Annotated in this window: 13 protein-coding genes; 8 read left to right on the forward strand and 5 right to left on the reverse strand. The window is 53.8% G+C overall.

Annotated elements, in window-relative coordinates; genetic code table 11:
- Nucleotides 1-56: 56 nt before the first annotated feature.
- Nucleotides 57-1,127, reverse strand: a complete 1,071-nt coding sequence (locus KNP83_RS00670) for a GGDEF domain-containing protein (protein WP_214759210.1) — start codon at nucleotides 1,125-1,127, stop codon at nucleotides 57-59.
- Between the two features lie 90 nt (nucleotides 1,128-1,217).
- A complete protein-coding gene (locus KNP83_RS00675) occupies nucleotides 1,218-1,553 on the reverse strand; it encodes a hypothetical protein (protein ID WP_214761701.1) in 336 nt (111 codons plus the stop codon).
- 88 nt (nucleotides 1,554-1,641) lie between these two features.
- On the opposite strand from KNP83_RS00675, the gene KNP83_RS00680 reads away from it, so the two are divergent.
- The 5 genes from KNP83_RS00680 to KNP83_RS00700 all read left to right on the forward strand — a co-directional run bounded on the left by KNP83_RS00680 (nucleotide 1,642) and on the right by KNP83_RS00700 (nucleotide 4,979).
- Nucleotides 1,642-1,824 carry a hypothetical protein gene (locus KNP83_RS00680; RefSeq protein ID WP_021065984.1) on the forward strand — a complete coding sequence of 61 codons (183 nt, stop codon included), beginning with the start codon at nucleotides 1,642-1,644 and terminating at the stop codon, nucleotides 1,822-1,824.
- Nucleotides 1,825-1,903: 79 nt separating this feature from the next.
- Complete coding sequence (msrA, locus tag KNP83_RS00685; RefSeq protein WP_214759212.1) at nucleotides 1,904-2,854, forward strand: peptide-methionine (S)-S-oxide reductase MsrA; 951 nt, start codon at nucleotides 1,904-1,906, stop codon at nucleotides 2,852-2,854.
- A gap of 13 nt (nucleotides 2,855-2,867) precedes the next feature.
- Entirely contained in the window at nucleotides 2,868-4,163 is a 1,296-nt protein-coding gene (locus KNP83_RS00690) for a DUF2252 domain-containing protein (protein WP_214759214.1), read from the forward strand.
- A 69-nt stretch (nucleotides 4,164-4,232) separates the two neighbouring features.
- Complete coding sequence (locus KNP83_RS00695; protein ID WP_214759216.1) at nucleotides 4,233-4,505, forward strand: DUF5327 family protein; 273 nt, start codon at nucleotides 4,233-4,235, stop codon at nucleotides 4,503-4,505.
- A 105-nt stretch (nucleotides 4,506-4,610) separates the two neighbouring features.
- Nucleotides 4,611-4,979, forward strand: a complete 369-nt coding sequence (locus KNP83_RS00700; RefSeq protein WP_214759218.1) for a rhodanese-like domain-containing protein — start codon at nucleotides 4,611-4,613, stop codon at nucleotides 4,977-4,979.
- A gap of 59 nt (nucleotides 4,980-5,038) precedes the next feature.
- Here KNP83_RS00700 and KNP83_RS00705 read toward each other — a convergent pair whose 3' ends face one another.
- A complete protein-coding gene (locus tag KNP83_RS00705) occupies nucleotides 5,039-6,367 on the reverse strand; it encodes an alkaline phosphatase (protein WP_251139141.1) in 1,329 nt (442 codons plus the stop codon).
- A 204-nt stretch (nucleotides 6,368-6,571) separates the two neighbouring features.
- Here KNP83_RS00705 and KNP83_RS00710 point away from each other — a divergent pair, with 204 nt between their 5' ends.
- Nucleotides 6,572-7,204 (forward strand): HAD family hydrolase, encoded by a 633-nt coding sequence (locus tag KNP83_RS00710; RefSeq protein ID WP_214759225.1) that lies wholly within the window; start codon nucleotides 6,572-6,574, stop codon nucleotides 7,202-7,204.
- 39 nt (nucleotides 7,205-7,243) lie between these two features.
- Here KNP83_RS00710 and KNP83_RS00715 read toward each other — a convergent pair whose 3' ends face one another.
- Nucleotides 7,244-8,656 carry an NAD-dependent succinate-semialdehyde dehydrogenase gene (locus KNP83_RS00715; RefSeq protein WP_214759227.1) on the reverse strand — a complete coding sequence of 471 codons (1,413 nt, stop codon included), beginning with the start codon at nucleotides 8,654-8,656 and terminating at the stop codon, nucleotides 7,244-7,246.
- Nucleotides 8,657-8,743: 87 nt separating this feature from the next.
- Between KNP83_RS00715 and KNP83_RS00720 the strand changes: the two genes are divergently transcribed.
- Together KNP83_RS00720 and KNP83_RS00725 are read left to right on the forward strand one after the other, a co-directional pair.
- Nucleotides 8,744-9,259 carry a glycerol-3-phosphate acyltransferase gene (locus tag KNP83_RS00720; RefSeq protein WP_214759229.1) on the forward strand — a complete coding sequence of 172 codons (516 nt, stop codon included), beginning with the start codon at nucleotides 8,744-8,746 and terminating at the stop codon, nucleotides 9,257-9,259.
- Nucleotides 9,252-10,844: an aminotransferase class V-fold PLP-dependent enzyme gene (locus tag KNP83_RS00725; RefSeq protein WP_214759231.1), complete on the forward strand. Its 1,593-nt coding sequence runs from the start codon at nucleotides 9,252-9,254 to the stop codon at nucleotides 10,842-10,844. The genes KNP83_RS00720 and KNP83_RS00725 overlap by 8 nt, the downstream gene beginning before the upstream one ends.
- Here the strand turns inward: KNP83_RS00725 and KNP83_RS00730 are convergent.
- Complete coding sequence (locus KNP83_RS00730) at nucleotides 10,783-12,420, reverse strand: ABC1 kinase family protein (RefSeq protein ID WP_214759232.1); 1,638 nt, start codon at nucleotides 12,418-12,420, stop codon at nucleotides 10,783-10,785. The genes KNP83_RS00725 and KNP83_RS00730 overlap by 62 nt on opposite strands.
- Nucleotides 12,421-12,459: the final 39 nt, after the last annotated feature.

The following is a 12,459-nucleotide window of genomic DNA, read 5'->3' on the forward strand; positions in this document are numbered from 1 at the left end:
GAAAGTAAAGCGGGAAAACTGCGGAAAACCACAACCTTTTGCGAACGTTACGCCGATTACGAAGCCAAGATGAACCGATTGCGACCAGATTCCTTAGCGTGGTATAACGCTTCATCAGCATGTTTCAACACGCTGTCGACTTCGATGTCGTTCGAATGGCAGGCACCGAGCGAGACGGTGATATGTAACGTCCCGGCGCTCGTCTCGAACGGGAACGTCGAGACCTTTTCTCGTATAGATTCGGCCAAGTGGCTCACTTCTTCTTTCTTGGCGTTCGGCATGATGATTAAAAATTCTTCGCCACCGAAGCGTCCGACGAGATGACGCTCTTCGCTCTCGTTGACGAGCAACATGCCGAGCTCACGTAACACGTCGTCGCCGACGTCATGGCCGTACGTGTCGTTGACGCGTTTGAAGTGATCGATATCGACGAGAATCAAGGCGTATTCTTTCGCCTCGACGTTCAAGTTGGCCATCGCCTCGTTCAACAAGCGCCGGTTGGCGATGCCGGTCAATGCGTCCGTCCGGGCAAGTTGTTGCTGATGCTGGACGTTCTCAAAGTGACGACGCAACTCTTGAAGCAATCGGTAAGCCGCACAGGCACCACCGTAAGCCATCACAACGTAGACGAGAATGACGGGATAGAACAACTGAAGCGGCAACGCGTAATAGATGGCGGCACCGAAAACAGCGACACTGATTGTCGTGAAGACGAGCAACGTATTGCGCGTGTTATCGAGCTTGAGCCGCAACAGGCTGATTGGAAGGGCAAGGCCAATCATCGTCAAGACGGCCAAATAAAAGCCGATATATGCGCCATCGGTGACCATCAAAAATCGGGCGGTCAAAAAGATGACGGCTGCGACCGTTCCGCTGACCCATCCACCGAACAAAACGGCAAGTGAGATGGGAATGGAGCGCAAATCGATGAGAATCCCTTCAAGCGGCAATGCGTTCACCAGTAAAATCAAGGCGACAATCCCAGTCTGTACGCCGAGTAGGATTCGGCCTTTCAACGGCGATTTCGGAGTGAGCCGTGGACGGTTTCGGAAAGGGAGGAACGAGATGGTGAATAATGTGAACAGAATACATAGATTCAAAAAGAACGCATTGATAATGGTGAGCATGAACGTATCCCCTAACATGAAATGGAAATAATTAGTTTTAGTTTAGCACATTCAAACCAGATTGACGCCGGATGAATAAGGGGAATGTGTTCACCATTCGCGCCATTCTTCGGTCACGTCTTCGGTCGTCTCATAACCGGCTAAAACGGCGCCGGCTTGAATGAAGTCGTACAATTCTTCACGCTCGACCGTCTCGATGAAATGGTCGTGCTCTTCGTCAATCTCGTTCAGGCGCAACACGACGTCGCGGACGGCCGCTAACACGGTTGCTTCCGTCCCGTCTGCCCGTGTCAGGTCTGTCACGTACCGTCGGAGTGCGGCATCGACGGCAAAGATCAGCTCGACGGTATAGACGTCATCGCCCTCGTTCATCCGGTCTTCCCACACCAGTGTCGGGCGATTGGCCCATAATCGTTCAACTTCCATACTAGCTACCTCCTTCAAAATGGAACATTATCTTCCACTCTATCTTAGCAAATAAGTTTGGTATGATAGAGAAAAAGGGGGACTGTCCGTGCGGTATTGGGATCATTTCAAACGAGCCTTCATTCCGATCGCGCTCATCTTGATCGGGTTAGCCATCTTTTATACATTATCGGCTCGAGGCAACCTGGCGTTGACTGTTCTCGGGGCGGCCATCGTCGGCGTCATCTTATTTTTAGTGATGCGCCACATGAATCGGGTCGAAGAAGATTAACGAGAACACGTTCGGGGTTCTCGTTTTTTGTTGTCGGTGAGAATTTTTGGGTACACTACATAGTAAGGAGGGATTTATTATGGCAAAAGCTACATTCGCGGGAGGCTGTTTTTGGTGCATGGTCAAACCGTTTCATAAATACGAGGGGGTCGAGCGTGTCATTTCCGGCTATACGGGCGGACATGTCGACAACCCGACGTACCAACAAGTCTGTTCGGAGACGACCGGTCACCTTGAGGCGATCGAGGTCACGTTCGACCCGGACGTGATTTCCTATGAGGAACTGTTGCGCATCTATTGGCGTCAAATCGACCCGACCGATGGCGGCGGACAGTTCAATGACCGGGGTGAGTCGTATCGACCGGCCATCTTCTATCATTCGGAAGAGCAGCGCGTCGCGGCCGAACGGTCGAAACAAGAAATCGAGGATTCGGGACGCTTCGATCGACCAATCGAAGTCGAAATCCGTGCGGCGAAGACGTTCTGGGAAGCGGAAGATTACCATCAAGACTATTACAAGAAAAACCCGTTCCGTTACGAGATGTACCGCGTCGGGTCTGGCCGGGCCAAATTCGTGAAAGAGGCGTGGAGTGACAAGAAGTTACAGAAAGAGTTGAAAGATCGTCTGACGCCGATGCAGTATAAAGTCACGCAAGAGAACGGTACCGAGCCTCCGTTCCAAAATGAATATTGGGATGAGGAACGGGAAGGGTTATACGTCGATGTCATCGATGGGACGCCGCTGTTCACGTCGCGTGATAAATTCCAATCGAACTGTGGATGGCCGAGCTTCTCCCGTCCGATTGAAGAGAAGCGCGTCGACATGAATATGGACACGACGCATCACATGGTCCGTACCGAGGTCCGCTCGAAACGAGCCGACAGCCACCTCGGCCACTTGTTCGATGACGGTCCGAAAGAACTCGGCGGCTTGCGCTACTGCATCAACTCGGCAGCGCTCCGTTTCATTCCAAAAGAAGAACTCGAGTCTGCAGGATATGGGGAGTACAAGCACTTATTTGATGCGTGAAGGGGAGAGGGCCATGTTCACATCCGTCAAACAACAAATCCGTCGTGAGACGCTCGCGACCGTCTTGGACTATTACGACAAATCGATTCGGAATCTATCGGAAGCCGCCAGAGATGAGAAGTATAACAAGATGAGCGCGACGCCGTTCTCGTTCTTCCGCGGGAGTTCGCACTTGTTCTATTATGATTTTGCGAAAGTGCCGCTCGCGTTCGATACGGATGCGTCCCATCCGACGTTCATTCAAGGCGATTTGCACTTCGAGAACTTCGGGGTGTTCGAGGATGGCGCCGGGACGATCATTTACGATGTGAACGATTTTGATGAGGCATATCTCGGCTCATATTTGTTTGATGTGCTGCGCATGGCCATCTCGGTCGACTTATTTGCCGCCGAGTCAGGTTTTGACGCGACTCGGGCCATCGAGACGTATGCCGACACGTATGCACGCGCGATCGAGCGCTACGCGAATGGGAAAGACGAGGATGTGCAGTTCACGAAAGCGAACACGTGCAAAGCCATCAAGAAAGTGATTAAGAAGGCAGAGAAGAAGAAGGATGCGTTCATGGCCGAGCGGACGGAAGTGCGGGACGAGGAGCGTTACTTTGCGACGAGTGACGACCTCGTTCCGGTCAGTCCGAAGACGGCGAGGCAGATCAAGCAGGCGTGGCCGGATTATCTGTCGTCGTTATCGGAGAAGCATCGCCACCACGCCGACCATTACGAGATTAAAGATATCGCCATCAAGCGCGAGAGCGGCACCGCCTCAATCGGACTCGAACGCTATTATATTTTGATTGAAGGCGCGGATGCGGAGCACGATGAGGACCTCATCCTCGAGATGAAACAAGCCCAATCGGCCGTCCCGTCGCTCTTCCTGCCGACGCACCCGTTGTTCGAGGATGGGCTGTCGCATCAAGGGGCGCGTGTCATCGCGGCCCAACGCGCGATGGTCCACAGTCGTGACCCGTATCTCGGCTATTTGACGATTGACGGGAATGAATACTACGTCCGTCAACGGTCGCCGTATAAGCGCAAAGTAAAGGCGAAGCACATCAAAAACGAAGAGTCGCTCATCGAGACGTTGAAAGTGCAGGCCGAAATCACGGCCAAGATTCATGCTCGGGCGGACGCGGATGCGAACGTGCTCGATTATGAGGCGAGTGAACGGATTGCGGCGGCCATCGGGGCGTCGCGACCACTGTTCATTCGTCAAATCTCACGGTGGTCCCAATTTTATGCCAATCAAGTCCGGTTCGACTTCGAGGCGTTCCAATCCTGGCTCACGACGCGCGCGGAGACTCACGTCTGAACAAGCATGGGACTTGCGGCTAGCCCCTTGTTTGCCTCAGAATGGAACGGTAAAGGATGTGTGCGAGATATGATTACAGAACAACAGGTCATCACGCAGATGAAGCAAGTGATGGGCCAAATCGAACAATCGACTGGAGAGACCCAGAAGCGCCACTTGGCCAAACTGATGGGGTATTGCGAGCTCTTGCTCGCCGATTCGACACCGGTGCAACCTGCCGCGGCTCCCGTTGCCCAACCGATCGAGTCGAAGCCGCCGCTCGATCGTCAAATGGCGGCGTTCCTCGGAATCCCGCTTGATGACGAAGATAAACCAAAAACCGATTCATTGCTCGACTTTTAAGCTGTGCCCCGTGGCACAGCTTTTTTTGTGAGGCGTTCGCGTTGACTTATATACCATAGGGGGTATAATGAGGTTAATTAAACTAAAGCTAACGGAGGCGTGACTATGCTTGATTTCTTGTTTGTCGCAGTAGTGATCGGATTGATTTATTTTTGGTGGTCGAAGCGGAATGGCACGAAAACAGTCTCGACGGATGAGTTGAAACGAAAGATTGCCGAAGAGCGAAGCATTCAATTGCTCGACGTGCGGGAACCGCATGAGTACAAAGGCGGACATATCAAACAAGCGAAGAACGTGCCTTTGTCAGGATTCGGCAATGCGAGTGCCCAGTATCCGAAAGATAAACAACGTCCGGTCTATGCCATCTGTCAGAGCGGGATGCGAAGCCAACGAGCCGCCGCCATGTTGAAAAGCGCAGGTTATACGGACGTCTATTCGGTCAAAGGTGGTATGAATTTCTGGCGTGCATCATGAGAACAGCTCTAGCCGAACAATATGTTCAACTAGAGCTGTTTTTTTGGAGCGCATCCACATCATTTCAGTTTAAGAGCCTGCATGATTTGCTTCGGCACATCCGTGTTATCTAAAACGCCAGTGAAACGGTCGTGCTGAGGACCATAGGCATACAGTGGGACGTCCACACCCGTGTGTTGTGACGTCGTCCAACCAACGTAAGCACGTTTGCTAATGATTTCATTCAGTACGAGCGCACGTTTCGACGGTTCGGCCGCTTGGATTGCTTTCACTTCTGCTTCCGTCAGCGTGAGTGACGTATATCGTTCGACGACGTCCCGAACATTCGTCAACGACTCATCAAACGAATCGACCATAAAATCGCCCGTTGCCGTGACCGAACGAAGCACTTCTGGTTTGGCCACGTACTCATTATAGCCGCCGACCGACATGCCTCCCGTATCGTGATCGCCTGCGACGACGACAAGTGTCTGTTTGTCCTTCATGGCGAATTGGATGGCTTCCTGGAAAGCGTCATGAAACGCTTCAGAATCTTTCATCGCCCATGCGGCATCGTGGGCATGACCGGCCCAGTCAATTTGACTGCCTTCGACCATTAGGAAGAAGCCATCTTTGTCTTGGTTGAGTGAGGTCAAAGCGGCCGTGGTCATCTCGGCAAGGCTCGGTTCCTCGGTCATCTCACGGTCAAGTTCTGGTGCCATCGCCTCTGGTGCGAACAGACCGAGCAACTTCGAAGCGTTCGCGGTTTCAAGCTCGTCTGCATTCGTTGCATACGTATATCCGGCCGCCTCTGCTCGAGCAATCAAATCTTCTTTCTGCAAGCCGCCGTCTTGTTCAGTAGTGAAATAGTCTTGACCGCCACCGAGCAAGACATCCACCTCGAGCTCATCCATATATTGTTTGGCAATTTCAGCCTCGCTCGCGCGCGACGCGACATGTGAGGCGAAAACGGCCGGTGTCGCATGGGTGATGGTTGACGTAGCGACGAGTCCGGTCGCTTTTCCGGTCTGATTCGCTTTTTCGAGCACTGATGTCAGCTCCTTGCCGTTCGGGTCCATGCTGATTGTGCCGTTGTTCGTCTTCACGCCGGTCGCCATCGCCGTCCCGGCTGCCGCCGAATCGGTCACTTTCGAGTTCGCGGAATACGTCCGCATCATCCCGGTCAAATGTTGATCGAGTGTGGTCTCTTCCTCGTCTGCATACCATCGATAGTTGGTGGCGTACGATGCGGAGTATCCGTCGGGAATCATAAAAATCACATTTTTCACTTGCTTCTGGTTATGTTTGGCGTTCGCGCCAGCCTCTTGTTGAATCCCGCTTCCACTGACGACCGCGCCTGCCATCAAGCCTAAAGCGAGCGTCCCTATCATCCATTTTTGGTTATTCATTTGTCTGCCTCCTGCATATGTAATCACTACAGTCCTCACTATAAACAACAAATGTAATTGTTCTATTTCCCTTTTTTTTAGAATGTGTAAAAAAAGATGGGACTCCTTGTAGCAACAGACTTTATGCCTAGTGACGTTTCCGCTTTCGGTTTTCAGGGGATTCTGCTACGGTAGGGACATAGGAAAGAGAGAGGGGACCAGACAATGGCAGTCATTTTATTTGATATCGATGGGACGCTCGTTGACACGACCGGACCGATGACGCAAGCGATTCACGAGGCGTTGGAGCAACTTCCACATTTACCGAAACCGAGTGAGGATGCGGTCCGTTCCGGTTACGGATTGGCCGGCAACGCGTTCTGGGAACATGTCATCCCGGAAGCGACGATTGAAGAGATTCGCCAAATCCGCAAGCTGCGCCATGAGACGCTCGAGCGGGCGATGGAAGGGCAGCACGTCTTGTTCGAGGGCATCTACGAGATGCTCGAGACACTCCATAAAAAAGGACACACGTTGACGACGGCGAGCAACTGCGGCGTCCATTACTTGAACTTGATGCTCGATTCACAAAACATTCGCCAGTTCATGACGGCGCCGGAATGCCTCGAATCCGTGAGTGGCGAGAAGAAAGCCGACATTTTGACGGCGCATCGACTTCGTCACGGTGAAAGCGACTATGTGATGGTTGGGGACCGGAAATCCGACGTCGAAGCGGCGCGGGCCCATGACTTCCCGGTCGTCTTGACCGGTTTCGGCTTCGGCAACGAAGACGAGTGGGCGCTCGCGGATCATGTGATTGCGACGCCGAACGACTTGATCACGTATATCGAAGCATGAAAAATCCCGGTGAACCGTTATGGTTCCACCGGGATTTTTTTAAAGACCGAGCGAGATATATTTCACTTCTAAAAACTCTTCGATGCCGTGATGACCGCCTTCGCGGCCGAGACCGCTCTGCTTCCACCCGCCGAACGGGGCTTGCGGCGTCGAGGGAAGACCATCATTGACGCCGACGATACCGTATTCGAGTGCTTCGGCCAAATAGAGGGCCTCGTTGATGTCTTGGGTGAACACATAGGCGGCGAGACCGAACGGCGTCGCGTTCGCCCGCTCAATCACTTCCTCAAGTGTTTCGAACGACGCAATCGGGGCGACGGGGCCAAACGTCTCCTCATTCATGCAGAGCATGTCCTCGTTCGCATAGCGGATGACGGCCGGGCGGACGAATAAGCCGTCGAGCTGTTCGCCACCTGTGATTTCGCCGCCACGGATTTGGGCGTCCTCTAAATGCTTCATCACTTTCTCGACCGCATCCTCGTCGATGAGCGGACCGATATCCGTCCCTTCGTCGAGCCCGTTGCCGACTTTGAGCGCCGAGACGGCCGCGATGAATTTTTCAGAGAACGCATCGACGATGGATTGCTCGACATAAATCCGGTTGGCGCAGACGCATGTCTGTCCACCGTTACGGAATTTCGTCGCGACCGCTTGCGGGACGGCTTTATCGAGGTCGGCCTGTGCTGTGACGATGAGCGGGGCGTGTCCGCCGAGCTCGAGTGAGATTTTCTTCATCGTATCGGCGGCACCGCGCATGAGCATCTTGCCGACCTCGGTCGAACCGGTGAACGTCAGCTTGCGGACGCGGGGATCGTGTTGCCACGCGTTGACGATGTCAGATGCTTTCCCGGTGACGAGATTGATGACACCGGGTGGGAAACCGGCTTTTTCCGCCAGCTTGACGAGTTCGATGGCCGTCAGTGGTGTCGCCGATGCCGGTTTCAGGACGACGGTGCAGCCTGCGGCCAGAGCCGGTGCGAGCTTCCGGGTGATCATCGCTGCCGGAAAATTCCATGGCGTGATGGCGGCGACGACGCCGACCGGTTGTTTGATGGCGAAGATGCGCTTTTTATTCGACGAGGCCGGAATGGTCTCCCCGTACACGCGTCTTCCTTCAGCAGCGTACCATTCGATGAAGCCATTCGCATAACGGACTTCGCCGATGGCTTCTTGCAGCGGTTTGCCTTGCTCTTCGACCATCGTCCGGGCGATGGCTTCCGTATGTTCATCGATCAGGCGGTTCCATTCGAGCAGCAGGGCGCCGCGCTCTTCGGCCGTCTTCTCTTGCCAATCCTTCAAGGCGTCGTGCGCGGCATCGACGGCCTGTTTCGCTTCGGCTGTGTCACTCTTCGTCACCGTGGCCATGATATTTCCGGTGGCAGGGTTGCGCACCTCGATCGTGTCCGATGTATCAATCCATTCTCCATTGATGAAATTGTTTTCCACTCGCATCTTGATTTCCCCTTTCGTCTAGGTGCACATTAAGAAGGTACCCGTTTTCAAAAATCATACACAATTTTACAAAGAGGAGGGGTCGCCATGTGGATTATCATCGTGGGCTATGTCATCGGTAGCCTGCTTGGCGGGCGCCTATACGGCATATGGAGTGGTCAACACCTGGCCACGACCGGATCGGGGAACACCGGTGCCCGCAACGCGTTACGGATGGGTGGGAAACGAGCCTTCTTGTTCGTTTACGGATTCGACGTCTTAAAGACGGTACTCGTACTGTCGATGAGCGGTCCATACTTTTTTGAGACCGGGCTCGCCTTGACGCTCGGCCACATTTATCCGATGTGGCATATTCGCTCCGGGGGGAAGGGATACGCCGTATTTTCTGGAATAATATTAGCGTATAGCCCGCTTTGGTTTATCGTCGGGCTGCTGCTGTTGCTATTGCTCATCAAACTGACGGGCAACTCGCGCGAGACCGGGCTCGTCATGCTTGTCCTGCTGCCGCTCGCGGCATGGGGGGACGCGACAGATGTCGGATTTGCGACGATGACGATGTTGGTCATCGTGTATCACCATATAAGGGGGAACCAACGTGCTTGAATTTCGAAGAGCGACGCCGGGAGATGCCCCGGCGATTCACCGCTTGAACTATGAGACGTTCGTCGAAGAAATCCCGCAACATCATCCGAACGCGGAGCGGCTTCTCGTCGACCGCTTCCATGACACGAATACATATTGGGTCGGGTTGGCGGACGGACAGCTCGTCGCCATGTGTGCCATCCGGGACGAGCATCCGTTCTCGCTTGAACAAAAAGGCGTGACGCTGCCGCCGGGAGAGTGGATCGAAGTCCGGCTATTGGCCGTGACGCCCGCCTACCGGAACACGAGAACGTTTGCCGGACTCATGCGAGCGATGCTTCTGGAGGCGACAGACCGGGGCGTCGAAGGGATTGTCATCAGCGGAACCGTACGCGAACAGAAGCTATATCGGCGGTTCGGGTTCATCCCGTTCGCAGAACCGGTCGGGACGACGGAGGCGTTATATGTACCGATGCAGTTGACCCGCTCTCGTTTCATGCAGTCGGAGACCGCTCGAACATTGCGTCCGAAACTCCTATTGGCTGGACCTGTCGAACTGTCGCCTCAAGTGCGTGCTGCTTTGGGCAGTCAACCGTCACCACATCGGTCGGCCGAGGCAAGTCGTTTGCTGCATTCCGTGCAGTCGAAGCTTAGCGCCCTCATCAAGTTGCCCCATATTTATACGATGCTTGGGAGCGGGACGATTGCGAACGATGCCGTCGCCGCCCAGTTGACCGGACGTGGCGTGATTATCGACACTGGGGAGTTCGGGCGACGATTGGTCGACCATGCCAATCGAGTGGGGCTTGAATTTGATGTCGTCGCGCTATCGAGCGAGCGTCGTCTTGATATGAAGCAAATCGAACAGCATAAACCCGATTGGATTTGGACGGTCCATTGCGAGACGTCGACGGGGAAGCTGGTCGACTTGGACCAGTTGCGTCAATACGCACACGCATATCCCACGAAGATTGCAATTGATGCCATCAGCGCAGTCGGGACAATGGTGACTGATTATTCGTTCGCACATTTCGTGACGTTCGTCTCGGGGAAGGCGCTTCGAAATGCGCCGGGTCTAGCCTTTGTCGCGATGCGAGAGCGGGCTGTCCCGAATCCATCGATTCCCCGGTATCTGGATTTGGCAGCCTATAATCCAATCGCTTTCACTCAGTCCGTCCCGCTCATCCAAGCGATGGATGTGGCGTTGAGCGAACTGACGGACGCGGAGATGAAGGCACATCAAACCAAACTCGATCTCTTCGTGCATGAGCTGATGCGCCGCGGTATACAGGTTGAATGCAAGGACGACCAATCTCCCGGCATTTTTTCGCTCGTGTTGCCGGACGGACAATCATCGATGGAATTGGGGCGCCAATTGGGCTTCCACGGTTATCACATCCAGTATGAAAGCGACTATTTGCGACGCGCGAACTGCATCCAAGTGTCGACGATGGGGTGGACGACCACACGAGACATGCAACAAGTCGCCAGCTACATTGCCACATGGATTCAGAAAAAAACCGCCACTCCGGAGAGTGACGGGTTCAAACACGGAAATCTTGGCGGGCCAAATGGCGAATCTTCCGACCGAGGCGTCTTGAGTTGAAATATGCCAATACAGAGACGACGCCACCCGACCAGAACAACCATTCATCCGGTCGGAGATAGCCGAGCAATCCGACAATCAAGCCAAGGATCATCAGGCCGGCATTGAACGTCTGCCGATGGAGCAGTTCTTTCGACTCGAGCTCACGTTGGAACATCGCCTGTTCGGACAGGCGTTTCCGGGTCGGTTCTTTCAAAAAGTTATCGAGGAGCGGCGGGACGTTCAGCAACTTTTTGCCGTAATTGAGCGCCGTCATGACGTAACGGTTTTGAATCGTCGTGCCGTCGGCCTCGAGCCATTGAATGACAATCGGTTTACCGAGCGTGAACAAATCGATTTTCGAATCGAGGATTTGTAAAATCCCGAGTAAGGTGGAGGCGGCTCGACCGAAGAACGCGAACTCGGCCGGAAGCTGAATCGGTTCATTTTTGACGAGCAATTGGATATCTTGTAACACTTTTTCAATCAACTTCGTGTCGACCGTGTCGATATCGGTCTCTAAGTAGAACGTGACCGCTTTCTCAAGCGCCTGACGGATGTTGTGTTTGTTCGCCGTCGGCAACAAGAAGCGCAAGTCTTCGAGGCCGTCGACGACACCGTCATAGTCAAGCGAGATGAACGCCTGCAGGATTTTACGGATGGTCGCCATATCTTGCGGTGTCGTCGAGCCGACCATCCCGAAGTCGAGCAGGATGATGGTGCCATCGGCCCGGATTTGCACGTTCCCCGGATGCGGGTCGGCGTGGAACTTCCCGCCGAACAGTAGCTGCTCGGCCGCCATCGTGAACAGGCGTTCCGCGAGGGCGGAGCGATCGATGTTATTCTCTTTTAAGAACGCGAGGTCGGTGATGCGACGGGCATCGACCCAATCCATCGTCAACACCCGGTTTGAACAAAGATGGTCGTAATAGTCCGGTATGTAGACGTCCGGATTTTCAGCATACTTCGCTTTGAAATAGAGGGCGTTCTTCAATTCGGTTTGGAAATTCAATTCATCCCCGATGACAAAAATCATTTGGCGATATAAGCTATCTAAGTCGGTCGATTTTGCCAGTGAGGTCCGCTTGAGCATCGTCGTCACGATTCGCATCGCTTTGAAGTCGGTCCGAATGATTTTTTCGATGTCTGGACGCTGAATTTTCAGCGCGACACGCTTCCCGTTTTCAAGGAGTGTCGCACCGTACACTTCCCCGATCGAGGCGGAGGCGACGGCATCGATTCCGACGTCTTTTACGATTTGTGTATACGGGACGCCCCATTCCGCCTCCAAGATGGCACGGGACTTGTCCCAGCCGGAAGTCGGGACGCGGTCGACGAGCTCTGACAGTTCGTTCAAGACAGACGGAGGCAACAAGTCGGCTCGAATCGATAGGAATTGACCGAGCTTGATTAACAGTCCTTCGAGTCGGAGCGCGTTCCGCTTATACTCGCGGGCGAGATTCAACATCAATGTCTCGTATTCCTCGGTCGAGGCGAGACCTTGCTGCTGTTTGCGTGAGAAGGCGTAAATTTTAATGATGAATCGGGCGAACATTGTGACGATAATCCATATGCGGAACAAGGCGATTCGTTTCATAAAGTACCGACATCCTTTACAAGCAGTCGCTCGACTGGT

It is taken from the genome of Exiguobacterium sp. s146 (genome assembly GCF_018618415.1).
Classification (GTDB): domain Bacteria; phylum Bacillota; class Bacilli; order Exiguobacteriales; family Exiguobacteriaceae; genus Exiguobacterium.